Source organism: Streptomyces sp. YPW6 (assembly GCF_018866325.1).
Lineage (GTDB): Bacteria > Actinomycetota > Actinomycetes > Streptomycetales > Streptomycetaceae > Streptomyces.
Map to the genome: position 1 here is coordinate 4,580,681 of NZ_CP076457.1, position 24,874 is coordinate 4,605,554.

Below are 24,874 nucleotides of genomic sequence, written 5' to 3' on the forward strand. Positions count from 1 at the left end.
ATTGCAAGTGTCTCACTGTCGAAATAAGAATTTGCATATGCCGTGTAGAACGGCTGTAGGAAGGGGTGGTGAAAGATGACAGGGCGGCGCGGGGCGCGGCAGACTGGACCCGACAACACAGCGAGAGGGCAGGGGTTCGTGAGCGCACCGACAGTGAGACGGCGGCAGCTCGGCCGTACGCTGCGGGCCCTACGCGAGTCCTTGGGACTCAAGCAGGACGAGGTAGCAAGCCGATCGGGTGGCAAGCTCAACGGGGCCAAGATCAGCCGGATTGAAACGGCTGTAACCGCGGCGACCGCCGCAGACGTCAAACTGATCTTGGACGCCTGCGGGATCGACGACGAAGAGACCCGCGCGGGGCTTCTTCGGCTCACCCGCGAGGGCGCACGGCGTGGATGGTGGCAGTCGTACCGCTCCGTTCTCACCCCGGCATACGAAGACTTGATCAGCCTGGAATCCGAAGCCGAGCAGATCAGCACATGGCAGCCGGTGATGATCCCGGGCCTGCTCCAGACCGCCGATTACGCTCGCCGGATAATCTCCGCTACCGCCATGGGCGACGCCGTCGCAGAGCGGGTGACCGCTCTCGTCGAGGTGCGCCTCGCGCGACAATCGGTGCTCACGCAGCACAACCCGTTGACCCTCTGGGCAATCATCGGGGAAGCCGCTCTGCGTACGCGCACTGAGGACCCGCGGCTCATGTCTGACCAGCTCGGCAAGCTCCTCGCGGCAGCCTCGTGGCCGAACGTCACGATCCAAGTGCTGCCCCTGGACGAGCCGCCGCACGTGGGCCAGACCGGTGCCTATTCCATCCTGGGGTACGGGGCGCATGCCAGCCTGGACGTGGTGCACATCGAGTCGCTGACACAGGCTCTCTACGTCGAGGGGCGCGAAAACGTGTCCGCCTACCAGGACGCCATCGGCACCCTTCGGACGCAAGCACTCGCCCCTGACGCGTCTGCCGAATTGATCACTGAGATTAGGGACCAGATATGACCACTCGCACCGCTCCCGACGCCTCCGCACTGCCCGTAGCGTGGTGGAAGTCGTCGCGCTCGGCTGCACAGTCCGACTGCGTGGAGTGCGGCCTCCTCGACGGCGGCCCGGTCGCCGTCCGCGACAGCAAGGTCCCGCATGGCCCCGCCATCGTCGTCAGCCGCGCAGCCCTCGCCGCCATGGTCGGCGCGGTGTCGGACGGCACTCTGTAGTACCCCTGACACGGCGAAACCGCCCCCTCCCGCACTGTGCGGGAGGGGGCGGTTCAGTTCCGGGAAAGCTGCCACAGGGTCAGAGCAAGTCCGATCACACCGACCAGCGCGGCCAGCGACGGCAGCGGCCAGCGGGCCCGCTCAAGGGCATCGAGCCGCTTCTCGTGGTCGGCCATGGCCCGGTCTGTCTGGTCTCCTCGCTGTACGAGCAGCGCCAGGCTGCCATCTACGCGGGCGAATCCGGTCTCCATCGTGCCGCGTAGCCGCTCCAGCTCAACCGCTACCGCGGCCGGGTCGGACGGGGGCGGGATAGTCACGGGCGCCCGTCCTCGGAGAGGCCGAGCCCGACTCGGTCAAGCAGCTGCTCGACGGCCGGGAGCGCCATGACGCGGGCGAGGCCGGCCGCGATGGCGAGGGCCCCGGCCACCCACGGCAGGGTCTCGGGGATGCCGGACGCGGCGACGATCGCGGGGAGCGCTACGGCGAGCGCTACGGCGGCCTGGATACCGGTGCGGACTGTGCGCTTCGTGCTCTGCTTCACGGTCACTTCTTCTTTCCGTAGGCGATGGTGTGGAGAGCGGCCCACCCGCGCGGGCCGATGGCGGGGTCGTAGTGCAGTCCGCGGGCGCGATACGCGGGGTGCGCCTGGTGAAACCGGGCGGTCGCCGCCCGCGTGGCAGGTCCGTAGTTGTCGGCTTCCGGGATGGCCCTGGACATGAAGCCAGCGGCCTTGAGTGCCCGCTGAAGGCCGCGCGCTGAGGGCGACCTGTGGCCCGGGGCGAGGCCCTTCGGGAATGCGGGCGGTGCGTAGGGCTTCGGAGCCGGCTTGCCCGGCAGGGTGCCGAGCAGCTTCCGGAGACTCGACTCCCCCGGTACGCCATCGGCATCAGCCCCGGAGTAGCCCAGGGACCGCTGCCAAGCGGCGTAGCAGCGGGTATCGGCGTCAGTCCAGGTCGGCCCCGGGCCGTTCTTGTACTGGCCTCCGTACCCCTTCTTGACCAGGGCCTCGCCGACGCGGGTCACGTGGCTGCCCTTGGCCCCGTAGCCGTACGGCACACCGTTGATGGTCACCCGGTAGCGGGCGGCGCCCGTCGGCGCGGTCCCGCTCGTGGGCGGCTGGTAGCCCTTGGCAGGCATACCGGCCTTCACCCATGCGTACAGGTCCGGACCGGGGCACTCCGTGGCGATGCCGTCGCGGTGACCACGCCGGGCCAGCGTCCGGCCGGTCCGGCGGCACGCCTCGTCGTACAGGGCGCGAGCCGCAGAGAGGGCCTTGGCGGATGCAGTCGGGCCGCCCTTGCCGACCGCGATGAGCACGCCGAGACCGCTGATGTTGTGGCCAGGGCAGTGGGCCCCCTGAAGGTCCCAGCCGCGGCCCTCGAAGACCTCGCCGTCCTGGTCCACGATGAAGTTGTAGCCGACGCCTGCCCAGCGGTTCCCGTCGATGTGCAGGCGCTCGACTTCGCGGGCGAGAGCGGCCCCGGTCGGGCTGCCAGGAACGCCGCCGAACCAGTGGACGAAGAACTCCGTTCGGGAGCTGAGCGGCACGGTGGCCGGGGTGCCGTTCCAGGGCCGCGCGCCCCACGTAGCTCGGCTGATGATCGACACAGTCATGGGCAGGTCTCCAGACATGCAAAAGGCCCCGGCCGGATCGGCTCGGGGCATGAGGTTCGGGGAAGTGAGGTCAGCGTCAGGTGGGCATGTGGGCGATCCAGTGCACGGGCTGGGACGCCCAGGTGTCGGGCCCTTCGGAAGAGTCCGTGACCAGCACGAAGAGCGTGAATCCGCTCGCGTTGACGCTGATGGGGCGGGCCTCGAACCGGCCCGTCACGCCCGAGCCCGAAGCAATCTCTACGCTCATCATCGGTGTGACGGGGAACGGCTCCGGGAACGGGACAAACTCGGTGTGGCTGGTCTGGTTGGTGAAGCTGACCAGGATGATTCCGGCCTGGTAGTCCTTGGCGTTCATCCGGGCGTCGGTGATGCGCATTCCTGGCCGCCACAGGGTCGCGGGTACGGGCATGGGCGCGCCTCCTCTCTACAGGGCCACGATGGTGGGCCGGGCAAGCCGAACGTCTGCCCCGGCGGCGTGCGATGTCGTGATGCCGTTGACGGACCGGGTTACCGCCATCTGCTGCGGGCCGACGTACAGGCCCCGCCACGAGACGTGGATTGGCAGCGGGTTGGTAGCCGCAGACGACAGGAACGAGCGCACGGCGATGCTGCCTGCCGCCGTGAGGTCGGCGTCCGAACCGGTGACCTGCCAGGTCCCGGGCTCGGAGGCCGACTGCGGCCATAGCTTCGCGGTGATGGTCGTGTCTGCCACGGCAAGCCGTAGCCGATACCGGGTACCCGCACTGAACGTGTACGGGGTCGTATACGACGCGAGCAAGGTCTCGCCACCGTTGCGCTTCCGCAGGTTCAGGTACATCGCGCCCGACTGCGAGATCTGGACGCGAGCGAAGTACATGTGATTGTCATCGGTACGGCGCACGCACGCGTAGACGTAGGCGCTGTTGCCCGCGGGCACCTGGTCCAAGGCGAAGTCAACGCCCAGGTCAACATCCCTGGTGGCAACTGGCACGCTGGTGATCCGAAAGACGTTCTTGGTGGTGATGCTGTGCAGTCCGGCACCGCCGCTCACCGCGAAATCGGCGTCCGAACCGCCCTCAGTGGCCCACGGTTGCCCTGACGGTGCGATACCCCATCCTGACGCCACCGTCCGACCGAAATCGTCCTCGGCCACGCCGCTGATCCCTGCCACCGTGACGATCTCACCGCCCGCCGTCACAGCAAACGGAAAGTCGTCCGGGTGCTCGGTGCTGGTGATCCAGGCGCGGCCAGCAGTCACGGTGACCGGCCACGCCGTAGCGTCTCCCGACACTGGCGCGGCCAGTACGGTGCCGGAGGTATCCACCCGGCCGCGCACCGTATCGCCGACCACCCCGACGGCGTACGGCCCGGCCGGTGTGCAGCCGAGGGTGAGAACCCACGCCCGGGGGCGCGGTTCGTGCTCGATACGCCGCACGATTAGGTCAAGCGGGCCCGGCCCCGTGTAGATCGGGGGGTTGGTGATCCGCACGAGGTCCCCCACGCGCAGCCGACGCGCGTCCCGGATCAGCTCCGGGCGGCGGTGCAGCTCGACGCGGACCGTGGGGTATCGGGCCTCGTCCCACGTACCGAGGTGGGCGCGCCACCCGGCGATCGGGCGGGCCTGGTCGTCGCTGCCGAGCGACAGCGTCACGGCCTCCTCGTACGCGCCGATTCCGCCCTCTTCCGGCGGGAGGGCCGAGTTCGGGCCCTCCTCGATGACGACGCGGCCAGAGCTTCCGCCTGCCCGGGTGACCGTCACGTCGTTGGGCCGGGCGGCGTCGTCCTCGGCGGGGTCCAGCGGCGGTGCGACCTGGCCGGCCGCGTAGTCGAGGACGAGCGTCGGTTCCTGGTTGTAGAGGGTGGCCCGGTCGCGGTAGACGAGCCCGAGCCGGTCCATGGTTTCTGCCAGGATTCCGGCGTCCGTGTCGACGATCTCGCCGAGCAGCGTCAGCACCTCCGCACGCCCCTGCGGGCCCATACGCTCGGACGGGGTGCCGATATCGCCGTCCCGTGCCGAGAGATGCAGGAGCGGTTCCTCGACGGCCAGGCGGCGCACGCGATCGACGGCCGACTCACGGGCGTACCCGCCATCCGCACCGTCATAGATCGTCACACCGGGCACCGCGCCCCCGCCGTTCGGCGTCCCGGGCACGCTGAAGGCGGCGAGGTGGCCGAGGGCAAGCCCCTGCATGCTGCCGCCCCAGTTGCCGACAACTGTCGCGGCCGTGCCCATGGCCCCGCTGTAGGTGGTCGAGGCGCGCCACCGTCCGCCGGTCGTGATGTCCCGCCACGCGGCCGTAAGGCGCGTCTGTCCGCCGTCGTTTGCGACGTAGACGGCCAGCCGGTTCCAGACCCCGGCGAAATCGGTGATGGCGGCGGGGGTGGTGAAGGTGAAGAACGCGAGCACGTCGCCATCTGCGTCACGGGCCTCGATCCGGATTCCGGTGGTCGAGGCGAGCACATGCGCGGACCGCGCCGAGCTGCCCGTGATGTTCACCCGCAGAATCTCGGTAGGCACGGTGGGCAGTGTGGGCAGGTGGTAGACCATCTCGACGTGCCACCCCGCAGCCGCAGCGGCGGGCACCGTTGCGGCCAACGTCGCAACCGTGCCCGTGGTCGGCAGTGGAGCCGATCCGGGCAGGCTGTCGTCCGCGGCCATCGTCATACCGGATACCCGTAGCGGGCGCACCCCGGGAGTGGGGGAGTAGAGCTGCGTGGCCCCCTGTTCGTCCTCCATCGGCCAATACGCCAGCAGGCCCGGGGCGGCCGGGATTCGGCGGCGGAGGGTGGATTCCAGCGGGCGGCGCCCCTGGCCGAGCCTTCGGAGGATGCCTGCGGCGCGTACAGGTACGTAGGCGTCGTGCCCGGCCCCGGTCCACCGCGCGGGCCAGTCGGGCACCTCGCCCGTGAACAGGGCCTCACGGCGGCTGATTGCGGCCGCGCCGGTCAGAGTCCAGGTCCGGCCGGCTGAGTCCGTCATGCCCTCGGCACCGTCCGGCAGGCCGGTGAAGTCCGGGGCAGCGACCAGCGTGCCGTTGATGCCCGCGCGGACCTCAGCCCGGTGCACGCGGCCCGCGAGGGCGATACCCGGGTACGGCAGACCGAGCATGGTCCCCAGCACGAGCGGAGTCGCCGGGTTGGCCACGCTCGTGGTGCCAGCGCTCACGACCGGTTCGCCGATCGCGGTCCATGGGCCCGCCGCGGTGGGCCCGCTGTAGAACGTGACCGCACAGCCGCCCGCGCCGTTGTCCACGTCCAGAACCGCGCGCACGCACAGTTGCCCGCCCTGGCCGTCAACCGGGGCGGTGCTCACCGCGGCCCGGAGGCCGGCCGACGTGCCGGTTGACGACCACGCGAGTTCTAGCGTGCCGTCCAGGAGCACAGACAGCCGATAGCCGATTGCCGCACCCTCCCATCGGGAGATGATCGGCCAGACCCGCCCGTACACGACCCAGTCGTCCGGGGTGATCTCCGCCCGGAGGTCGAGGTCACCGGGTGTGGCGAGAGCCGCTGAGTGCGGGGTCAAGGCATGGCCGCCGTCAAGGCGGAGCCAGGACTCCTCAGCCGGAACCGTGATGCGCAGCGGCGTATTACGGAGCAGCCGCCCGTGGTGCGGGCCCATCGCGTTACGCGGGCTGTACCGCCCGCCTGCGTTGTTGAGCAGCAGAGAGCACGACGCGGGGTCAGGCTGTGTTCCCTCGTTGGCCGTGCCGTGCGCGATCCGGATCGGCTCCCGCGTGTAGATGTCCCGGGTGATATCCACCCAGGAACCGCCGAGCAGCAACTCGCCCCGCAGACCGAGCGGACTCTCCGGGAACGCCACGGCGTGCCTCCTTCACCTCTTGCCCGCAAGTACGAGCTGCACGTCACCACCGCGCACGCGAATTGCGTGCCGCAGTTCTTCCAATAGGTAGTCGTCGCGGCGTGAGCCGGACGACCTGATCTCGATCACTGTTCGTCCGCCGGTCGCCTGATGTGGGCCCGCCCCATACGCGGGGGCTCCACCCATGGGAGAGAAATTCGCGGTGGGGTCGACGAGGTTGGACATGGCCCGGTCCAGCTCCGGTGTCCCTGCCTCGATTCCTGCGATAATCCCTGACGGGATATGGCGTCCCACCTGATCGCGCATCACGCGAGAGGGGGAATGAATCCCAAGAGCCTTAGCGATCGGTCCGGGAATTGCTGAACGCGCAAAGCCCATGACTTTTGAGCGGAGCCAACCGCCCATGTCGCGAATACCGGCCCATAGGCCCTGTACGACGTTCTTACCCTTCGTGTACAGGAGGCTATTCAGGGAGCCGATCCCGCGAGCAATGCGCCCGGGGAGCCCTGATATCCAGGAGACGAGCTGTCCGCCCTTGGTCGCGACGCCCTTTCTGATGGCATCCCAGTGGCGGAGGAAGATCCCGACGATGCTCCATTTGATGAAGAATCCGAGAATTGCTCCACCGAAGTGCTTGATCTTCCCCCAGATTGCACCCCATGCCTTAGTGGTCCATGAGATGATCTTGTCCCAGTTTTTCCAAATCAGGACTCCCAGGGCCACGATCGCGGCGATTACCCATCCCACCGGGCCCATTGCCAGCACCCACGCGGCAGCCATCCGGGCCCCCTGCATGAGCGCTTGGGCGCCCATCAAAAGCCAGGCCCCCACCACACGCGCACCAGCAGCCACCTGCCCGGCAGCCGACGCACCGGCAGACACGCCGGACATCACCCACCCGGCCACTACCTGCCCAGCAGACAGCAGGGCACGGCCGCCCATGAGGAGCCACACACCGACCACACGCCCGCCAGCAGCCACCTGCGTGCCGGCCGACCGCAGAGACGCGGCCCCCGACATCACCCAGCCGGCCACGACCTGAGCGCCGCGCACCGTGGCAGTCACACCCATGAGAACCAGCACCGGGATGAGTGCTCCAGCAACCACGGCCGCCACCACTTTGACGGTGCCGCTGTTCTTCTGCGTCCACTGGCCGAACCGCATCAGTGAAGGCACAACGTGCCCACCGATCAGATTTACGACGCCCTGTTGCATTCCGCGCTTAAATTGCTCCAGCCGGACGCCCGCATTATCCCGAAGGGAGTCCCCCATTTTGTCGGATGCGCCCTTGAAAGTGCCAAGTGACGCAGTGGCCTTCGACGGGTCGAGGGCGAGCAAAGCCTTTTGGAGATCCTCGCTCTTGGTACCGAAAAGCTCAGCCGATGCCGCATCGCGCTTGACTTCGTCGTCCATCGACCGCAGCTTGTCGAGCGTCATTTGCAACGCCTTCGTGGCCTGCGGCCCGCCAGCCGAAATCATCTTGATCATGTCGCTGGAATTCAGACCGATAGTCTTGAATCCGTTTGCCATCTTCTCGGACCCGGCAACACCCTCGATCGTAAACTCTTTGAAAGCGTCGGCGATCACGTCGGTATCGCGTGCACCAGCTTTCAGGCCCTGCGACATAAGTCCCGTGGCGCTCTGCACGTCGAGGCCGAGGCGCTGAAAAATGACAGAATACTCGTTAAAAGTATCCATAATGTCATCCGCGCGAGGACCCATACTTTGCAGGCCCTTGGTGATGACATCCAGCGCGCTTTTCGCGTTCGGGGCCAGACCAGTTTTCATGATCTGCCCGACCGCATTCGCAGACTGGCCGAGATCCAGTTCAAAAGTCGACGCAAGGTCGCTGACCTTCGTACTGATCGCCTGAATCTGCGCATCCGTCGCGCCAGTCGGCAAAAGACCCGCCCGCATCGTCGCGGAAATCGCATCCGCAGCCGACTGGAAATCGGCCGTCACCGCGTCCGCATACATGCGACCGGCGATCTTCCCGTACTTCTGCGCCACGGCCGGAGTCGCCCCCAGCTGCGCACCGAGCCGCCCGGTAACCTGCGTCTGCTCCAGGTGCTGCGCAATGCCCTGCATGAGCACCGCGCCCGCCGCGACACCGGCCGCAGCTGCCGCCATCTTGATACGGGAAAACCCGCTCTCGGCAGACTGCGCGGCCCCGTCGGCACCGTCGTCAGCACCGCGCCGCAGCCCATCGCCGAGCGCATCCCCGGCCGCCTGGCCAACGCGTCGGCCGGCCGCGACGAAACGACCGCGCGCGTCCCGGATCGAACCGTCCGCAGCCCGCACCAAGCCGTCGCCGAGCGCCTGCCCGGCCGCCGCACCTGCGTTCTCCGAGTCCCGCGTCATCCGCTGCCCGGACGTGCGGAGAGCGCCCTCCGCACGCCGGAGCGCGGGGCGGACCTCCCTGTCGTCCATCGTGATGAAGCCGGTCAACTCACCTACGGTGAGAGCCACTTACCGCCCCCGTTTCTGCCCGGACTCGGGCGGTGCGAAGGTGCGGTGAATGCGGCACTCAGTGGAGAGCAGACCGGTGATACGGAGCCGGAGCCAGCGCCATGAGCGCTCGTCGAGAATCCCTGAATCGGCGTCAATGCCGTAGACCTGGTGGAGATCGGCCTCGATCAGCTCCCACCGGTCCAGCAGGGCATCCCACGTCAGCGAGACCCCTTGGCCTTGGTCTTGCCCTTGCGGGGAGCCGAGCCCGCCCTCGTACCACTCGTAGAGCCCGGTTTCCGGGTCGTACTCGCCGCACCCTTTGCCGAGGAGCCGCGCGACGCCGACCGCCTCGCCGCCCGATTCGCTTTTCCCGGCGCGTTGCCCGTCGCCCAGTACGCGGCGGCGGTCTCACGGTCGGCGGTGATCCACATCATGGCCGTGAGTGCCACGTGCCGGAACGCGGCCCACGACACGTCGTCGAGCAACTGCTCGTACGTTGAGCCGAGGCACATCCGGTAGAGGTCCAGCTCCTCGTCATCGTCGAGGACGGGGGCCGTCGGTGCCTCGCCCCCGGCGGCAAGCCGCGCTGCCAGGGTGGTGATGCGCTCGATTCGCAGGCCGTCCCGGGCGTTGGGCCCGATGATCCTGTACGTGCGCGTCTCCCCGTCCTTGCCCGGCACGGGCAGTTCCAGGGCATCGTCAAGGAAGTCGCCGAGCGCGGCGAACTCGCCGCCGCTCACGGGGTCGCCAGCGGGTTGTCGATCGGCAGGAGCGGGCCGTCACCCGTGAGGGTCACCTCAACCTGCCCCAGCGCCGTACGCTCACCACCGGCCGGGGCCCACGTCGGGATCGCGTGGCCCTCGTACGCCTCCGGCAGACCGGTCCGGTCCATGTACCGCAGGTGCACCTTGTTGGCGTTGCCGTAGGCGAAGTGCGCGAGCCGGATGGCCTCGTGCACGGCGTTGAACGTCTTCGCGGTCGGGGCGACTCGACGGTTGATCGTGAGGCTGATTTCCCACGCCTGGCCGGTCTTCGTGTTGCCCGCCCAGCCGTCGCCCTCGTAGTCGCCGCTGTCCTCGATGTTCGGTTCGGACGCGGGCTGAAAGGCAGTGATGCCGGGGCAGAGCTTCCAGTCCGGCGTAGCGGCCGTGCCCACGTTGACCTCAAGCCGCCACTGCCGGGCGAGAGCGATCTCCTCCGGCTCTACGGGTGTACTCATGAGCAGTCCTATTCGTGCGTGTGCGCGGTGCGGCGCAGGGTGCGGAAGTAGTAGTTGGCGGTCAGCTCCATGCGGTTGGAGCCGTCGAGCCCGAGGGATGCCTCGGACTGTCGCCAGGAGAGGGACACCGAGACCTCGCGCAGCCGGTAGTGCTCGCGTCCGTCGAGGACGCCGAACACGTCGTCGGCGAGGTCGTAGACGGCGCGCGGGTCTCGGCCGGCGCGCATGCGGACCTGGACGGCGGTGATCGCCTCCGGCCCCCCGGTGTCGGTGATCGGGTACGGGGTCAGGCACAACACCCGGTCCGGCTGTGCGGGCATGACGCCCAGCACGATCGCCGTTCCCGTCGTGGGGTACGGCTCATCCGGCGGCCCGTAGGTGCCGAGCCCCTGCTCGGCGAGGAGTTCGGCCAGGCCCTCGACTACGTCGGCGGTGTAGCTCACCGCAGGGCCCGGCGCATCTCGGCGGCGATGATCTCGCCGACCGTGTCGGCCTCCTCGGACATCGGCTGTTCGAGGTATTTAGCGGTACGCCCGGCGTCGTGCCGGTAGTCCATCTCTTCGTGTTGCCGGACCGCGTACGGGGTGTCGTACGCGACGGCGGCACGGAGTTCGTCCTCATCCACGGTGGCGATGCCGGACCGTTCGAGGGTGCCCTCCTCGATGGGCACCCTCTCCCGGGACACCTGTAGGACGTGCTCGGCACCGAGCCGTAGCCCGCGCGCCGCGCCTGCCCGGGTGCCCCGGATCACCGCGTCCCCGTTCCACGTCAAGCGTGCTCGGGTCATTCGCAGAACACCTCCGACGACTGAGGCAGGGGGAGACCTGGCGCGGTATGCGGGGCAATGTGCAGCGCGGTCGTCTTGCGGCCAGACGGCAGCGTGATGAGCGATTGCGCGGGGCAGTCGAGATCCGGGGCGGCGATGATCTGTGCGGTACTCGTCACCTCGCGGCCGGTCCGGTCCCGTACCGTGCGGACCTTCTCGGAGACGAGCGCGCGCACCGGTTCACCCGGCGGCCAGTAGACGGGCCCCACGGGGCCCTCACCGCGGTACCGCTCGATGACGATCAGGTGCGGCAGCAGCCACGTGGGCACCCTCACCAGATCACCCCCGGCAGCAGCCCCGCCCGCTTGAGCGTGCGAAGGGCCCGCGGCCCGATGTCCACGGCGTCCGGCGCGGTCGGCCCGTCGCGGCGGCCGGACATGGAAACCGGGCCGATGCTGACGGAGTCCCACCGCCCGGCCGCCCCGGTGTCGTCCCCGCCCTGGGCGAGCACGTACTCGACCTGCGCGCACGTGGCGGCGGCGAGCGCGTCGCGGACAGCGGGATCGGTCGGCATGCCGGTGGCGTCCGTGTCGTAGACGGCGGTCCGGAGAGCGTCCTCGACATCCTCGGATGCCCGGGTCAGCAGCCGTACGGCGTCGACCGGGGCCGATTGCCCCGTGGCGTCCGCCAGCTGCTCAGGAGTGGCGTACACACGGGGCACCGGACTACCCGCCCTTGGCCGCGCGGGTGGCAGGCTTCGGCTTCGGCTCGGCCGGGGCCTGCTTGTCGCCGTCGCCCTGGTCGCCGTCGTCGGCCGGGGCGGAGCCGACCGGTTCCACGGTGTAGCCGTGCCGCTCGAAGTAGGCGACGGCCCCCTCCGAGTCGGTCTCGGCCTCGCCGTTCACGAACCACACACCGGCCACCTGGCCGTTGAACTCGCTGACGGGGGTGCTGATCTTGTACGTCACGCCTGCCTCACTGAACCTTGATGTTGCGGAACACGGACGCGGCCTTCGTGCTCTTGAGCACGACACCGACGGGGCCCATTTCGACCTCGCCCTTCTTGACCGCACCGGACCCGGTGAAGTCCGGCAGCCACGTGCTGACCAGCTCACCGCCCACGGTGCTCACACCGTGGAAACCGTCGAGACCCATACGGACCGCGTACAGGTCCGTCAGGCCGGTGGTCGAGACCGTGGCGACGGTGCGGGTCTCGGTCGGGATGATCGGGTCGTTCGTCCCCGGCTTCGCACCGGGGTCCACGAAGGTGACACCGCCGTACGACTCGCGGACGATCGGCCGGCCGTTGGCACCGATCAGCCCGTCCACCGGGTCCTTCGTGTACTGCCCGGCGCGGCGGGCGAGGGCCCGCACACGGGCCAGAGCCTTGGAGTTGCCGAACACCATCGTGGGCGCGCCGTCGAGCTGAGACAGCCACTCGTCGAGGAGGTCAAGCGCCTTCTGCTCGGCCCGCGGGTCGGTGTCGAAGTCGGTCCAGTCCGTGACCTCGCCGAGCCGAAACTCGGTGCTGCTGCCGGACAGGGCCTTGTCGAGGCCGTCGAAACCGTCCTCCTCGACCGCCGTGTCACCGTTGATCACGGCGTTCTGAAAGGTAGTCCGTGCGGCCTTGATCTTCTGGTTCATGTTCAGCGCGACAGCGCCGGACGCGGCCGGACCGAGCTTCGCAACCACGCGGTCGATCTCGAAGCTGCCACCGAGAACGGCAAGATCCACGGAGAACTTCTGCGTGGTGACGTTGCTCGGCGTGTACTCAGTGTTGATCTTGCGGAACGCGGCGGTGGGCTGGGTGACAAGTCGCCGGTAGCCGTAGGTGAGCGTCGCTCCGCCACCGGCCGGGTTGACCACGTCGTCGAAGGTGAGCGCGTCGAGGATCGCCGACTCCTTGCGGAACTCGTCGATCACCATCACGTCCACGTCGTCCGTGGTGTTGTTCTTCGCCTCGGCGAGGGTTACAGCCATGGGGTGTTGCTCCTGTCTGATCAGCCGCGCGCGAGGCGCGCGGCGACGGCGTCGGTGAGGTTGGCGGGCTTCCGGTCGCCGGTACCGGCTCCGCTGAAGTCGGCCCCGCCCTTGACGGCCCCGGCCGGCCGAACCTTGTACAGGTCGGGGTCCGTGTCGACCTCGGCCTTGATCGCGGCCTTCAGCTGCTCGCCGAAGTCGGCGGCGGCAGGGTCGAGCTGGTCGAGGCGGTCGGTGAACGAGCGGGAGTTCAGCAGCCGGTCGGCGCGCGCCTGCTCCGTCTGCGCGGCCTTGTACGCGGCGAGGTGAACGGCGGTTTCGCGGGCGGCCTTCTGCGACTCGGCAAGCTGCTGCGTCAGCTGCTCGGGCGTCGCCTGCTGGTCGTCCTTGACGAGACCGAGCGCGCGCCCGATCTTCTGCGCGAGGGCCTGCTCAGCGGCCTGAGCGGCGTTGGCCTTGGCCACGGTCCGGGACTTCCCCGCCTCGGCGCGCGCGTCGCTGATGGCCTTCTGCGCCCATACGGGCAGCGTCGACACGTCACCTTCGGCGGGCTGCTGGCCGTTGGGGTCCTGCCCGCCCTGTCCCTGCTGGCCGGTGTCGCCACCGGCCGCGCCCTGGCCCTGGTCGCCCCCGGAACCGCCCTCCCCGGTGCCGTCGCCTCCGGCAATGACATGGATCGGCCGGCCGTCGGCGCGGTAGCCGAGGATGGCCCCGGCCGGGTGGGTGGCGAGCGGGTGACGGAAAGCGTCGGAGGTGTTCATGGTGTGCACTCCTGGTGCGGGTCGGGCCCGCGCCTGGCGGGCCGTGTGAGCATGCGAAAGGGGCCCGCGCCTGGCGGGCCCCTGGGTTGGTGCTGGTCTGTTGTGCGCCTACTCGGCGTCGTCCTTGATGGTGGTGAGCGGGCGGGCGCGGGCGTACCCGCGTACCCACGCCCCCCTCAGCAGCGACGTACGCGGGTACGGGCAGACGGTCGGAGGTTCACCCCGGCGCCCGGCCTCGGCCCCCTCCGACACTGCCTGTGCGATGTCCTCGCGCGTTCCCACGTCGTCACCTCTTGTTCTGGTGGGCGGACTCGTTCAACCGGGCCTGTGCCGCGTGTCGTTGGCGCTCTCCGGTCGCCTGCTCGATGAACTCAGCCTGCGTCAATCGCCCGTTGGCAGCCCACCACTCTCGCAGTTCGTCGCTCGCTCGCGCATGAGCAATCCGGGCCGGGCCGGAAAACAGCGACATGGGGTCGACCCCGTCGGCCTGCGCCTTCTTGTTGAGCAAGTAGCCGCGGCACGCTGCCTCGGCGTCGAGGTACTGCCGGTAGACGTACTCGGCGTACATCTCCCGCGCCCGCGCCCGGGTGATCCGCTCGCGCGGTTCAGTGCCCCCGGTGCGTCGCTCGGCGGCGGCCACCGCCGCGGCGAGGTCGTCTGCGAACTTCGCGTCACGGGCGAGCGCCCCCCACTCCTCCGGAACGGGAAGCGGTTTGAGTGCGTCGTCCAGCGCGGCGCGGTCGGCTAGCAGATCCTCGACGGCGTCGCCGGTCGCGGCCGGGGCCGGGAGCGGCGGAGGCGCGTAGCGGCGGTCCAGCTCGGCGGCAATCCGGGCCCGGTCGCGGTCGTCGAGCGAGGCGGCCCGCATGGCGGTGCCCATCTCATCGTCGGTCATCTCGCGCATGATCCCGTCATCGCCAGACCGTACGCGGGCGGCCTGAACGTACGGGCTGCTCGGCTCGGTGGTGCTCGCGGGGAGGTTCGATGCCCCGGGCTGCTCGCGGGCGCGGAGCCGCCGCAGGTCGGGGTGCGCGGCGAGGTGGTCGCGCATGCTGCCTTGCCACTGCCGGATCTTGGCGTTCGCGGCGCGCTTCTCCTCCGGCGTCGTCGCCGCGGCGGCCCGGTTCTTGTACTGCCGGATCTTCCGTTCGATCTCCCGCTGTCGTTGCCCGGCCTCGTATCCCTCGGGGTCCGGCCGGGCGGTCTCGGTGCGGGTGATGCCCGGCGTGTACGCGGACACGCTGTGACGGCAGTTGGGGTGTTGGAGCCCGGCGCGGCGGGCCTCGTCGAGCGATCCGGCGACCCGTACGGGCACCATCTCGCCGTCGCGGGTGCCGTGCTCTACCTCGACCGTACGGGCCCCGTCAGGGCCTCCGATGGTCAGGACGCGGGTCTCCCACGGGCGGCAGAGCGGGCACTCGCGCGGGCTGTTGGACACGATGACCAGTTCGACCCCGGCGGCTTCCAGGGTCCGCATGTGGCCCTCGGTTGCGGCGCGGCCCACGGCGGTGCGTACCGCCATCTCCGCGTAGCTGGTCAGCTTCCACCTTCGGCCGGCCCGGTCGACGAACGAGGTGATTCCCTCGTCTGCCCATATCCGCATCGCGTCCTGTGTGGCCTGGCGGCGGGTGCTTGTGCCGAGTAGCGGCAACGCGGCCACCTGCCCGACGATCGCCCGGAAGCGGTCCACAATCGTCCGCAGGATGCTGCGGTGGGTGTCGGTCACGCGGGTCACGGCCTGCTCGGCGAGCCGGTCGACGGCCTGCGCCTGCGGGGCGATCTCGTCAACCAGACGGCGGGCGTCGTCGTCGAGCGCGCCCAACTCGGCGACCCCGGCGCGGTGCCCGGTGCTGTACGCCTTCGCCGTCACCTCGAACACCTCCAGGCGCACGGCCTGGTCAAGCTGGTCAGTGACAGCGGTCGCCGCCCGGCGCAGTGCCGTCATGGCGGCGAGCTTCCTCTCGGCCCACTGGGGCGAGTCGTAACCGGCCTCCAGCTGCTTCGCGATGATGCGGAGTAGGCGCTCCTCGGCGGACGCATACAGGTCCCGCGTACCGGCGGCCAACTCCTCGACCATCCCCGGATGAATCGGCACCGATGTACCTCCTGAATGCATACGCTGGCGTAGCCGTCGAAGGGACGTGCAGACAGGGGGGAGAGGGACGATGACACTGATACGGAAGTGGTCGAGACTCGCAGTAGGGGCCGCCCTAATGGCGTCGCTGGTGGCATGCGGCGGCAGCGAAGAACAGACCGCCGCCGCGTCGCCATCGGTCGGCACAGCCGACCTTGACGCAGTAGAGAAGCGCTGGAGTCTGCTGACCGTTGACCAGCGTGAAGAGGTGTGTTCGCACTACGACGCAGAGGCCGGCCGTGACCAGGGATTGGCCAGCGCTCTCAGCGACGTCGGGATGAGCGAGGACCAGGCTGCCGAAATGGTCCCGTCCGTCATGGACTGGTGTACATGACGAACGGGTCTGGTCATAGCGGGTAGGTGTCGCCGGGGTCGGGTGCGCCCGCCCCGGTCTCGGCAAGGATCGCGGCCACCTCGGCATCAACGTCCTCATCGAGCATGTCAGGTGACCTGTACTTGACCTTGGTGGCCGTGCTCACGGCTCCGGCGCGCGCGTACAGCTCCAACGTGGTCGCCTTGGACTGCTCGCTCTCGGCCGCGTCGAGCCGGAACTCAAGGGCCGGACGCTCCGGGGCGACCCGGGCCCCGAACTGCTCGACGGCGAGCAGCTGGTAGGCAAGGAGGAAGTCAGGCAGGCGGCTGCGCCAGTATCCGGCCTTCTTCTTCGTGGTAACGGTGCTGTCCTCGTCGCGGGCGTCAACCTCGGTCGCGGTGATTGCCTGCCCTCCGCCCTCCAACCCGAAGGACTGCGCGGAGTAGCCGGCCGACTCGACGGCCTTACGGGTCAGGGCCTCGGCCGTCCTCTGGTGCTCGTCGACCCTGATTTTGAACTGCGCGAGGGTGAGCCCGCCGGTCTCATTCGGCGGCATGTTGAGCCCGCTGTAGACCTCGCGGTCGTCGTCCCACGCTGCGCCCTGCCCCGGGCCCATGCTGGTGAGGTACCCGTCCGGAACAATCAGCCGTGCGCGGGCGAGGCGGATGTCCCGCATCCACGATGTCCACACGTCGTCGAGCGCGGCGAACTGGTCGTGAATCGGCGCGGCGTAGTCGCTCCGCCCGTAGGGGCTCGCTCGGTGGAGCCGGTTCGGCGTCATGTTCGGCACGTACGTGGCGGTAAGCATCTTGATACCGGTCTCGACCGACACCCCGTCGGGGCCGAGTGAGCCGATCAGCCCGGCCGTGTCGGTGTGCTCGGTGAGCGGCACGGCGCGGCCCAAGTTGTCGGGGGTGCCCTCGTAAAGGGCGTGCTCGATGCGGCCGGGCTCGTGGCGCTCCAGGTGCCGGTAGACGGTCTGGGTGTCGCCGCCGTCCAGCTCCCGCCAGAACGTCACGGCCCGCATGACGCCGAACGTGTACTCGGGGATCGCGTTGTCCGGCTGCATCGTCGTCGGGATCGGCCGGTCCGGCACGATGTCCCGGTCCCACGTAAGCCGGAGGAAAATCCCGGACACGGCCGCGGCCTGTTCGGCTGCGCCGAGCAGCACCTCGTGCAGGTGCATCGTGTCGAGCGCGTCGCCAAGGAAGCGGTTCGTGTCCTTGTTCGGCGTGGTGATCGCGGGCATCTCCGCGAACAGCAGATTGGCGCTCTTGGTGGCGATGTCGCCCGGCAGCGGGATGTGCAGCCGCCGTTCGCGCTTGCGGGGGTAGTCGGCCGGCTGCCGTCCCCACCGGGTGTTACGTCCGTCGCGGCCGTACCTGTCGGCACGGCGTGGAGTGGTCTCCCGGCGGTCATGTGCCCACGCAAGCCGTTCGGGGTCTCCGGCGTACCACATGGCGTCGCGCCGCATCTCGCGATAAACGGCGGCCATGCGCGGCGGCGGCCATGCGGACCCGGGTGCAGGCATACTCACGGCGTGGTCACCTCCTCGGCGGCGGGAATGTGGACTTCGGCGGTGAGCGGCTGCTCGCCGTGGGCGATGCGGCGGCCCTCGCGGTCGAGGACGTACAGGGAGGCGCGGACGCCCTCGCGGGCGAGCCGGAGATCGGCCACCATGGCGGGCGGCAGACCCAGCGCACGGCAGGCTGCGCGCCGCTGATCGAGGGTGACCTCGGTCGGGATGGTCGTCACGTGTCGGTCACCCCCTCGACGATGTCGGCGGCCTCGCGGAGGAACGCGGCGAACTCGCTGCGGATGCTGCCCGCTACGTCGCCGGGGTCGATGGTGATCGTTCCGGCCTCGCACGGCAGCTCCCCAACGGTGATCGTGACGGGCAGGGTGATGCTGACGGCGGGGGTGTGCGCCACGGTGACGGCCTCCTATGCGGCTAGGGCGAGGATGTGCCGCCACTCGTGGGCGGCGGAATGCACGGCGTACCTGAGCGCGTCCACGGAGTGATCGTTGAGCTTCACCGGGCGGTCCTCGCCCTTCTCCGCTGCCTTCTCGTCCCAGACGTAACCGGGGATCTCGTCGAGCAGCCCGGTACAGGACCGGTGGATGCGGAGTCGGCCGGCCGCGAGCGCGGACGCCACACTCCTGATTCCGTCGCTGACCTCGTTCGAGGCGCGGGCGATGCTCGGGTAGCCGTCAGCCCACAGCTGCGTGATGAAGGACGCGGCCGACGGGTCGATGAACGTCCACTCCGGCCGAATGCCCAGGTCCGCCACCCATTCGCGGATGGCGGCGCTGTACTGCGCATCGGTCATCTGACGTTGCGCGGCGCGGGAGTCGTGCCGCCACTCGGCGACCGCGTACAGCCGGTCGTCGACACCGAGACCGAGCAGGATCGCGCTCGTCGGGTTCACGGTGCCATAGTCCACGCCGATCCAGTAACGGCGCATCTCCGGCAGGGTGTCGACGACGTGCTGTGCCTCGTCGTACGCCTCGTAGATCGCGCCCTCGGCCATAACCCACATGCCGAGCACGTTCCGCTTGTAGAACAGGCCGCGATAGCTGGCCTTGGTGCGCGCCTTGTACGCGTCCGACAGACCGGGATTGTCGTCCATGACGAAGTGCCAGGACCGGAGCCGGGTCTCGCGCGGGCGGAGTAGGTACTCCTTGCGCGCCCAGTGGTTCGGGTTGTCCGGGTTGGTCGTCCCGAAGATCTTCGAACCCTCGACGCTGCAACGGGCGTTGAGCTGGTCATAGAAGGTGCGCGGCAGGGTGGTCAGCTCGTCCACGTACGCGCCCGCGCACGTCAAACCTCTGACCTTCGGTTCGGCCTGCGCGTCGTTGGCGCCCAACGTGTGCACGACGCGGCCCAGCACCGTGGCGGTGGGGGCCCCGTTGGTGTACATGATGTCGCGGGCGAGCGGCCCGAAGATCGACGGATCGGTCAGGGGGCCGAACACGTTACGGGCGAGGCTGTCGCGGGTGCGGCCGACCATGACCAGCTCGCCGCCCTCGGGCCGGTCCGACACGAAGTCGAGCCAGCGGAGCAGGCTGGCGATCGTCTTGCCCGATCGAACCGAGCCTTCCCAGATGTTCTGGAAGGCGCGCGCCTCCATGATCGAATCGATCTGCTTCGGGGAGAGCGCGAGGCTACGGCTCATCGGCGGCGGCCTGGTCGTCGTCGGCCTCGGGGGGCGGCCCGCCGTGGCGTGCCACGTAGTCCCGGGCCAGCCCCGCCATCAGCTCGCCGACCACGCTGCGCCCCTGCTCGCCCGGGTCCTGCTTCGGCGGCAGCAGCTTGAGGGAGCGGTCGAGCGCGGCCCCGGCGGTCGCCATCATGGTGCGGCGGTCGGCCGGCGTCGGCTCGGGCTGCTGCTTCTGCGCGTAGGTGTGGTCCTTGCCGCCCCACTCCCAGTAGAGAGTTGGGGCGGTCATCTTGCCGAGTTCGCGCTCGGCCACGTCGTGCAGCCGATGTGCCATCTCGGTGCGCCGGGCATCAAGGTCCGCCTTGCGTACGGCGGTTGCGGTGGCTACCTCGGCGGCGCGGTCGAAACTGAGCGGGGGCTCAAAGTCCCCGGCGATCTTCGAGACGGTGCTAGCGCTGCGCCCGATCTTCTTCGCGATGGCGTTGCGGGAGAGGCCCGCGGCGTGGTGGCGGCGTACCGCTCGCCGGTCTGTTTCAGTGATGGGTCGGCCCATGGGTACGGGTCACCCCCTTGCCGCGGTGGTCTGTGGTGTGTCAGGTGGTGGAAAGCTCCACCTTGTGGCGGACGGCCTCGGCGGAAAGCTGCCAGGCGTTGCGCACGGCCACGGTGAGGCCGTCCCAGTCGGGCAGGTCGTCCCAGTCGGGCAGGTCGTCACCGTTCACGCTGCGGTTGCCGACGGCCTCGGCGTACGCCTTGAAGGCGGCCTGGCCGATGCTCTCGGTGGTGGGGCGGTTCTTGAACATGCTGCTCCTCGACGGTCGGGTGGGAGCGGGCCGGGCGGGTTGCCACTTCCCGCCGCCTGTCGTCGCTACCGACTCTTCCGGCCCGCCCCGGGCATGCAGAACACCCCCGCCGCTGTGTGCGATGGGGGTGTTCGTGGCGGCCGTTTTCGGGCACGCCGGGGTCGCCCTGATTAGATCACAGATCGATAACGGTGGGCAACAGGGATCATGCGGGGCAGAGCGTCGCCCGGAGCGCGGCGTTCAACTGCTTCCCTTGCTCGTCCGTGAGCGGCCGAGTGTCGTTGCCGAAGCGCTGCGCGGCGAGCCAGTCGCTCTTGTCGTTCGGCGCGGCCAGGTGCGAGCACTGGTTCCGCCCGGCGTCAATGGCCTTCTCCTCGTCCTCGACGATGCGCGGGTCGACGGCCTTGATCGCGGCGAGGTACGCGGCGCGGTCGGCTCCGGTCGGTGCGTCCGGGATGCCCGCGGCCTTCTCGGCGTCGCTGCTCTCCCCGCTCTCGGCGTCGTCGGCCGGCTGCTCCTGCGCGGCCTGGGCGGACGCGCTCGGGCCCGCCGCGGGCGCGTCAGGCTCGGGCTCGGTGCCGCATGCGGTGAGCGTGAACAGCGCGGCGGCGAGCAGCGCGGCGGGCAGGACAGTGGTTCGTCTCACGGTGACACTCCGTACGTAGGTCTGTGCCGTGTGAGACAGGCGAGGCGGCCGGAGGGTTGTAGTCCTACCCGCGCGCGACGAACCGTACGACCGGTCGCACGGCTGCGCCCCGCCGTGTCGTACAGCGGGGCGCGGCTGGTCGTACGGGTGTCATACCCGCTGGTCGGCGGGCTGCGGGGTGTCCTGCCGCTGTACGGTCACGCGCATGCGGTGCGGCACTGTGGCGTCCGGTACGGCTCCGGCGGACCATGCGGATTCCAGGCCGCTGGCGAGGAATTCGACGGCGAGTCGTACCGCGTCGGCCTTGGTCATTCCGGTGCGCATGATGGTGGTGAGGGCGGCGTCGAACGCGTCGGTTCGGGGGACCGAGACGGGGCTCGGGCGGCGTCGGGTGGGGCGGCGGGTAGGGTGCTGGTCAGCCATGGCGGGGGTTGCTCCCGTGGTGGTGAGGGCCCGTTCGGCATGTGGAGTGCTGGGCGGGCCCGCTGTGTGTCAGGTGGTCGGGGACTGCTCGTGGGTGTAGACCGCAGCGGTGTCGGGCTGCTCGTCGGTGCCGTTCCAGATCAGCACGCGGGCGCGGTGCTCGCGGGGCCCTCGGCCGGCCGCGGCGAGAATGTGCTCGGCGAGGTCCGGCTCGGTTCGCGTGCTGGGGATGATGTCGTCACCGGACTCCCACGACTGCCATCCGGGCCCGGCCTCGCTGTCGTACAGGTCGAGCCGCCACGAGACGAGTCGGTGTTCGCGGGCGATCCGCCGGACGTAGGAGTCGGTCATGTCCAGCTCGCGAGCGATCTCAGCGGTGCTGTCGCCGTTGGCCTTGGCGCGGAGGACAACGCCGGGCACGGCGGTGCGGACGGCGGCAGCGGCACGGAGGATGACCCCGGCCTCGTCCACAGTGAGCCGGGTGGCGATACCTGCGGCGAGCTGGTCACGCTGCTCGGGGGTGACGGCGCGGGCGTACCCCTGGGCGAGGGCGAGCAGCCCGGAGTTATCGAGGGTGCTGCCGGTCTTGTCATGCTCGGTGAGGGCGTCGTCGAGCAGGGCGACGATGGCACGCATCATGCTGGCCTGCATTGCGGGGGCGGTGTCGAGAGCTGCGGTGATGGTCGCGCGAAGTTCTGCAACGGTCAGGGGTGGGCGGGTCATGGTGGCCTTTCAGTGGGCGGCGAAGAGTGCGCCCTGTGTGGGGCGCGGGGTGCCGATGAGTACGAGTTGCTGAGCGCCGTAGACGTACGTGGGCGCGGGCGGAGTGTGGCGGGGGCGAGCGGGGGCCGGGGTGATGGCGGCCGGCCGTTCGGTGGTGTGCTGAGCGGCGACGGCTGCGGCTGCGGCGCGGTCGCGCTGCTCGGCGGCAACGCAGGGCCGACAGAGCTTCCAGCCGCGGACGGTGCGGAAGATCGCGTTGCGGGGGCCGGTGGGGCGTCCGCAGTAGAGGGTGCGGGTGCCGGGGCGGCGGTAGTGGCCGGTGGCCTGGTGTGCTGCGCCCTGTACTGCGTGGGTGTCCATGGGGCTTCCCCTAGTTGTGGCCGGTGAACGGCCCTCGCCGGAGCGGGGGCCTGATCGCTACAGGTGCTTCGAGCAGCGGGCGTGTCCCGTGACCTTCATCCGCTTGCACGCCCCGCCGCTCCGGGTGGCGGCCCCGCACTGCCGTCCAGGATCGTGGCTGGCACACACTGCCCGGTCACGCTGCGGCGGGTTGATGCAGCCGTAACCGGCCGATGTGGTGGCCGCGCAACGGCCCTTCACAGGGCCCCGCATCTCGGGCAGAGGGTGAACGTCGAGTTCACGACCCACGAGCGGGTTCGGTATTCGCCGTGGATCAGGCTGTGGGAGCGGGGGCGGATGTTCTTCCGGCAGAGCGCTCGGCCGTCGCGGAAGCGGTGGGCGGTGAAGCCGCTGTGTGCCGTGGCCCACTCGGCGGGCTCGGTGTCCGGCTCCGGGGCGTCGGTCAGGGTCAGCGTGACCTTGCGGCCGTCCTTGTACTCGATGCTGTGCTGGGTGCGGCCGGAGGACATTGAGCGGACCTCGCGCCTTCCGCCCATCATCGCGTGATTCAGCTCGGCCAGTCCTTCGCGGATGCTGATGGTGGTGGTGGTGCCGTTCTCAGTGCGGTTGAAGATCTTGTCCATGGGGGTTGCTCCCGTGGTTGGTGGTGGCGAGGTGTGGAGCCTTGCCGGTACTGAGTACCGTACATAAGCGGTACTCAGTACCGCAAGTGGATGTGGGAGAGGGCACCGGTCAACTCTCGGTGCTCCTTGGCCCGTTCAGCTGGCGGCGGCCTCCAGCGCCACGAACAGCGCCACCAGATCAGCCCCGGCCCACTCCCGGCGGCCCCGCGCGGACAGCAGTACGGGCGCGGTGCAGCTCCCCCCTGTCCCGCACACCACGGTCGCGGCGGCCGGGTCTCCGCTCCGGGTGTACGCGGTGAGCTGCCCCCGGCACCACGGGCACGGCCGGTCGAGCACGGTGGGCTGCCCGTCGCGGCCGAGGGCCCGCTCGACCCGGGCGCGGGCGCGGCGGGCAGTCGCGGCAATCTCGTCCGCGAGCAGCGGCCGGACGGGGATGAACAGGTCGCCGGATTCCTCGCCGAGGGCGCGTCCTTCCAGCCACACGGCGGCCCAGTGCAGCCCGTACGCCCGGCTCCCCGGGTCGGTGGGCGAGGCGTAGCTCCAGCGGGCGGGGTCGTCGCGGTCGGCTGCGTCGGGCGCCCACCGCATGAGCGTGGCGTCCGGGGCGCGGCGGCCTACGAGGTGGCGGCGCACGGGGCGTTGCACGGCGGCGGCCACGGTGTCGCACAACTCGAACAGCTCGCGTTCCGTGGTGGTCGCGGCGTCCAGCGCGGTGAGGTTGGCCGGGGCGGGGTGCTCACGGAGTACGAGTGGCAGACGGCCGACGGTCGGTTCGTCGTCGGGCACTGCTCCAAGCGCGCGGGAGTCGCGCGGGGGCCACTCGCCGCGCGGGGGCCGGCCGATCGTGGCGAGGAGGTCGCCCCACTGCTCACGGACGGCGGCGAGGTCGTCGGCGACCTGCGCAGCGAGGGCGGCCTCGGTGTCGTCGAGGGCCTGGCGGACGGCGGTGGTGGGGATGGTGGTCATGGCTGCGGCTCCGGGGTGGTGTCGAGGATCTGCTGGATGCGGTCGGCGTAGACCGCTGCTGCGCCCTGTGGTGATCCGGCGCGCATGCGGTGGGCGAGGGCGCGTACGCGGCCGAGGGTGGCCTCGGCGGTGGCCGCGCGGTGCAACGCACTCTCGGCCCCGGCGAGCAGCGTCTCGCCGGTCTGCTGGCGGAGTGCGTCAAGGCGTCCGGCGTACGTGTCGGCGGCGGCCTGGCGCTGCGCCTCGACGGCCCGGTACGCGAGCAGCTGCTCGGCAAGGTCGGCGGCGTCCTGCTCGGCCTCGCGGATCGCGGCGTGCGCGGCGGCGAGCTGCTGCCGGTGCTGCGCCTCCTGACGGCCGAGCGCGGCGCGGGCGGTGTCGGCGTCGGCCAGCTCGGCATCGACGTGCGCGCGGAGGAGTGCCGCTTCGGCCGGGGTGACGGGGGCGGTGCGCTGGATGCGGGAGAGCAGCACGAGCAGGGAGTCACGGCGGGCAGTGCGCTCGGCGGCGGCGCGCTTGCGGGCGCGGCGCTCCTTGCTCGGCCTGGTGCGGCGGGTCATCAGACACGCTTCCAAGTCGTCGTGGCCTGCTCGATGTGGCCGGACACGACACCCTTCACGGGCTCGCCGTACGCGTCCGTCGTGTGGTGCGTGAGCTGTCCGTGAGCAGCACCGACCGTGTTGTACGGGCCGTATGCGGTGGTGTACTCCGGGCCGTCCCAGAGGAACCGCGGCGAGGCGACGTTGCCGCGCTCCCAGTCAGGGTTGTTGCGGCGCTCCTTGCGGATGACGACAACGCGGAACAGTGCCTGGTCGTCGGAAACGAGTCTGCGGGCCATGGATGGTTCTCCGGGGTGGTGGGGCCCGCCGTGGTGGCGGGCCCCGGAACGGTCAGCGGTGGGGCTGGGAGCCGCACACGCGG

34 protein-coding genes are annotated in these 24,874 nt (G+C 69.9%); 3 read left to right on the forward strand and 31 right to left on the reverse strand.

Translation table 11 applies throughout. From position 1 onward, the window contains the following. The first annotated feature begins 138 nt into the window (after positions 1–138). Both KME66_RS20250 and KME66_RS20255 read left to right on the forward strand, forming a co-directional pair. Entirely contained in the window at positions 139–996 is an 858-nt protein-coding gene (locus KME66_RS20250) for a helix-turn-helix transcriptional regulator (RefSeq protein ID WP_253208425.1), read from the forward strand. After that, positions 993–1,208, forward strand: coding sequence for a DUF397 domain-containing protein (locus KME66_RS20255; protein ID WP_216324407.1), 216 nt, complete (start codon positions 993–995; stop codon positions 1,206–1,208). Before KME66_RS20250 ends, KME66_RS20255 begins: the two co-directional genes overlap by 4 nt. Positions 1,209–1,261: 53 nt before the next feature. Here the strand turns inward: KME66_RS20255 and KME66_RS20260 are convergent, their stop codons facing one another. The 17 genes from KME66_RS20260 to KME66_RS20340 all read right to left on the reverse strand — a co-directional run bounded on the left by KME66_RS20260 (position 1,262) and on the right by KME66_RS20340 (position 15,896). After that, positions 1,262–1,525 (reverse strand): hypothetical protein, encoded by a 264-nt coding sequence (locus tag KME66_RS20260; RefSeq protein ID WP_216324409.1) that lies wholly within the window; start codon positions 1,523–1,525, stop codon positions 1,262–1,264. Further along, the gene (locus tag KME66_RS20265; RefSeq protein ID WP_216324411.1) at positions 1,522–1,749 is read right to left on the reverse strand and encodes a hypothetical protein; all 228 of its coding nucleotides are present in this window, start codon (positions 1,747–1,749) and stop codon (positions 1,522–1,524) included. Before KME66_RS20265 ends, KME66_RS20260 begins: the two co-directional genes overlap by 4 nt. 2 nt (positions 1,750–1,751) lie before the next feature. Further along, the gene (locus tag KME66_RS20270) at positions 1,752–2,822 is read right to left on the reverse strand and encodes a peptidoglycan-binding protein (protein ID WP_216324414.1); all 1,071 of its coding nucleotides are present in this window, start codon (positions 2,820–2,822) and stop codon (positions 1,752–1,754) included. Positions 2,823–2,898: 76 nt separating this feature from the next. Then, positions 2,899–3,231 carry an H-type lectin domain-containing protein gene (locus KME66_RS20275; protein WP_216324417.1) on the reverse strand — a complete coding sequence of 111 codons (333 nt, stop codon included), beginning with the start codon at positions 3,229–3,231 and terminating at the stop codon, positions 2,899–2,901. A gap of 15 nt (positions 3,232–3,246) precedes the next feature. Beyond that, positions 3,247–6,624 carry a hypothetical protein gene (locus KME66_RS20280; protein ID WP_216324420.1) on the reverse strand — a complete coding sequence of 1,126 codons (3,378 nt, stop codon included), beginning with the start codon at positions 6,622–6,624 and terminating at the stop codon, positions 3,247–3,249. A 12-nt stretch (positions 6,625–6,636) separates the two neighbouring features. Next, the gene (locus KME66_RS20285; RefSeq protein ID WP_253208426.1) at positions 6,637–9,072 is read right to left on the reverse strand and encodes a phage tail tape measure protein; all 2,436 of its coding nucleotides are present in this window, start codon (positions 9,070–9,072) and stop codon (positions 6,637–6,639) included. A 221-nt stretch (positions 9,073–9,293) separates the two neighbouring features. Continuing rightward, positions 9,294–9,815, reverse strand: coding sequence for a hypothetical protein (locus KME66_RS20290; RefSeq protein ID WP_216324426.1), 522 nt, complete (start codon positions 9,813–9,815; stop codon positions 9,294–9,296). Continuing rightward, complete coding sequence (locus tag KME66_RS20295) at positions 9,812–10,294, reverse strand: hypothetical protein (RefSeq protein ID WP_032769831.1); 483 nt, start codon at positions 10,292–10,294, stop codon at positions 9,812–9,814. Before KME66_RS20295 ends, KME66_RS20290 begins: the two co-directional genes overlap by 4 nt. A gap of 8 nt (positions 10,295–10,302) precedes the next feature. Next, entirely contained in the window at positions 10,303–10,737 is a 435-nt protein-coding gene (locus tag KME66_RS20300) for a minor capsid protein (protein WP_216324428.1), read from the reverse strand. Continuing rightward, a complete protein-coding gene (locus KME66_RS20305) occupies positions 10,734–11,081 on the reverse strand; it encodes a hypothetical protein (protein ID WP_216324431.1) in 348 nt (115 codons plus the stop codon). The genes KME66_RS20300 and KME66_RS20305 overlap by 4 nt, the downstream gene beginning before the upstream one ends. Continuing rightward, the gene (locus KME66_RS20310; RefSeq protein WP_216324434.1) at positions 11,078–11,395 is read right to left on the reverse strand and encodes a hypothetical protein; all 318 of its coding nucleotides are present in this window, start codon (positions 11,393–11,395) and stop codon (positions 11,078–11,080) included. The genes KME66_RS20305 and KME66_RS20310 overlap by 4 nt, the downstream gene beginning before the upstream one ends. Further along, entirely contained in the window at positions 11,392–11,772 is a 381-nt protein-coding gene (locus KME66_RS20315; protein ID WP_253208427.1) for a hypothetical protein, read from the reverse strand. The genes KME66_RS20310 and KME66_RS20315 overlap by 4 nt, the downstream gene beginning before the upstream one ends. A 13-nt stretch (positions 11,773–11,785) precedes the next feature. After that, a complete protein-coding gene (locus KME66_RS20320; protein ID WP_216324440.1) occupies positions 11,786–12,028 on the reverse strand; it encodes a hypothetical protein in 243 nt (80 codons plus the stop codon). A gap of 7 nt (positions 12,029–12,035) precedes the next feature. After that, the gene (locus KME66_RS20325; RefSeq protein WP_216324444.1) at positions 12,036–13,040 is read right to left on the reverse strand and encodes a major capsid protein; all 1,005 of its coding nucleotides are present in this window, start codon (positions 13,038–13,040) and stop codon (positions 12,036–12,038) included. Positions 13,041–13,060: 20 nt separating this feature from the next. Continuing rightward, complete coding sequence (locus KME66_RS20330) at positions 13,061–13,801, reverse strand: hypothetical protein (protein WP_216324447.1); 741 nt, start codon at positions 13,799–13,801, stop codon at positions 13,061–13,063. Between the two features lie 108 nt (positions 13,802–13,909). Continuing rightward, on the reverse strand, positions 13,910–14,083 hold the full coding sequence (locus KME66_RS20335) for an Rmf/CrpP fold protein (RefSeq protein WP_216324451.1): 174 nt from the start codon (positions 14,081–14,083) through the stop codon (positions 13,910–13,912). Positions 14,084–14,087: 4 nt separating this feature from the next. Then, positions 14,088–15,896, reverse strand: a complete 1,809-nt coding sequence (locus KME66_RS20340) for a phage minor capsid protein (protein ID WP_253208428.1) — start codon at positions 15,894–15,896, stop codon at positions 14,088–14,090. Positions 15,897–16,014: 118 nt separating this feature from the next. On the opposite strand from KME66_RS20340, the gene KME66_RS20345 reads away from it, so the two are divergent. After that, positions 16,015–16,269 (forward strand): hypothetical protein, encoded by a 255-nt coding sequence (locus KME66_RS20345; protein ID WP_216324453.1) that lies wholly within the window; start codon positions 16,015–16,017, stop codon positions 16,267–16,269. A gap of 13 nt (positions 16,270–16,282) precedes the next feature. Here the strand turns inward: KME66_RS20345 and KME66_RS20350 are convergent, their stop codons facing one another. The 14 genes from KME66_RS20350 to KME66_RS20415 all read right to left on the reverse strand — a co-directional run bounded on the left by KME66_RS20350 (position 16,283) and on the right by KME66_RS20415 (position 24,791). Beyond that, positions 16,283–17,779, reverse strand: coding sequence for a phage capsid protein (locus KME66_RS20350; protein ID WP_253208605.1), 1,497 nt, complete (start codon positions 17,777–17,779; stop codon positions 16,283–16,285). A gap of 2 nt (positions 17,780–17,781) precedes the next feature. Next, complete coding sequence (locus KME66_RS20355) at positions 17,782–18,003, reverse strand: hypothetical protein (RefSeq protein WP_216324459.1); 222 nt, start codon at positions 18,001–18,003, stop codon at positions 17,782–17,784. Next, positions 18,000–18,179 (reverse strand): hypothetical protein, encoded by a 180-nt coding sequence (locus tag KME66_RS20360; protein WP_216324462.1) that lies wholly within the window; start codon positions 18,177–18,179, stop codon positions 18,000–18,002. The genes KME66_RS20355 and KME66_RS20360 overlap by 4 nt, the downstream gene beginning before the upstream one ends. 12 nt (positions 18,180–18,191) lie before the next feature. Further along, on the reverse strand, positions 18,192–19,424 hold the full coding sequence (locus KME66_RS20365; protein WP_216324465.1) for a PBSX family phage terminase large subunit: 1,233 nt from the start codon (positions 19,422–19,424) through the stop codon (positions 18,192–18,194). After that, the gene (locus KME66_RS20370) at positions 19,414–19,962 is read right to left on the reverse strand and encodes a helix-turn-helix domain-containing protein (protein WP_216324468.1); all 549 of its coding nucleotides are present in this window, start codon (positions 19,960–19,962) and stop codon (positions 19,414–19,416) included. Before KME66_RS20370 ends, KME66_RS20365 begins: the two co-directional genes overlap by 11 nt. Positions 19,963–20,002: 40 nt before the next feature. Next, on the reverse strand, positions 20,003–20,212 hold the full coding sequence (locus tag KME66_RS20375) for a hypothetical protein (protein WP_216324471.1): 210 nt from the start codon (positions 20,210–20,212) through the stop codon (positions 20,003–20,005). A 205-nt stretch (positions 20,213–20,417) separates the two neighbouring features. Beyond that, the gene (locus KME66_RS20380; RefSeq protein ID WP_216324474.1) at positions 20,418–20,858 is read right to left on the reverse strand and encodes a hypothetical protein; all 441 of its coding nucleotides are present in this window, start codon (positions 20,856–20,858) and stop codon (positions 20,418–20,420) included. A gap of 150 nt (positions 20,859–21,008) precedes the next feature. Then, complete coding sequence (locus tag KME66_RS20385) at positions 21,009–21,281, reverse strand: hypothetical protein (RefSeq protein ID WP_216324477.1); 273 nt, start codon at positions 21,279–21,281, stop codon at positions 21,009–21,011. A gap of 69 nt (positions 21,282–21,350) precedes the next feature. After that, positions 21,351–21,920 (reverse strand): hypothetical protein, encoded by a 570-nt coding sequence (locus KME66_RS20390; RefSeq protein ID WP_216324480.1) that lies wholly within the window; start codon positions 21,918–21,920, stop codon positions 21,351–21,353. Positions 21,921–22,013: 93 nt separating this feature from the next. Further along, positions 22,014–22,364, reverse strand: coding sequence for a hypothetical protein (locus KME66_RS20395; protein WP_216324482.1), 351 nt, complete (start codon positions 22,362–22,364; stop codon positions 22,014–22,016). Between the two features lie 236 nt (positions 22,365–22,600). Beyond that, the gene (locus tag KME66_RS20400; protein ID WP_216324497.1) at positions 22,601–22,987 is read right to left on the reverse strand and encodes a hypothetical protein; all 387 of its coding nucleotides are present in this window, start codon (positions 22,985–22,987) and stop codon (positions 22,601–22,603) included. Between the two features lie 135 nt (positions 22,988–23,122). After that, positions 23,123–23,953 carry a hypothetical protein gene (locus KME66_RS20405; protein WP_216324501.1) on the reverse strand — a complete coding sequence of 277 codons (831 nt, stop codon included), beginning with the start codon at positions 23,951–23,953 and terminating at the stop codon, positions 23,123–23,125. Continuing rightward, a complete protein-coding gene (locus tag KME66_RS20410) occupies positions 23,950–24,513 on the reverse strand; it encodes a hypothetical protein (RefSeq protein ID WP_216324504.1) in 564 nt (187 codons plus the stop codon). The genes KME66_RS20405 and KME66_RS20410 overlap by 4 nt, the downstream gene beginning before the upstream one ends. Then, the gene (locus KME66_RS20415; RefSeq protein WP_216324507.1) at positions 24,513–24,791 is read right to left on the reverse strand and encodes a hypothetical protein; all 279 of its coding nucleotides are present in this window, start codon (positions 24,789–24,791) and stop codon (positions 24,513–24,515) included. Before KME66_RS20415 ends, KME66_RS20410 begins: the two co-directional genes overlap by 1 nt. Between the last annotated feature and the right edge of the window lie 83 nt (positions 24,792–24,874).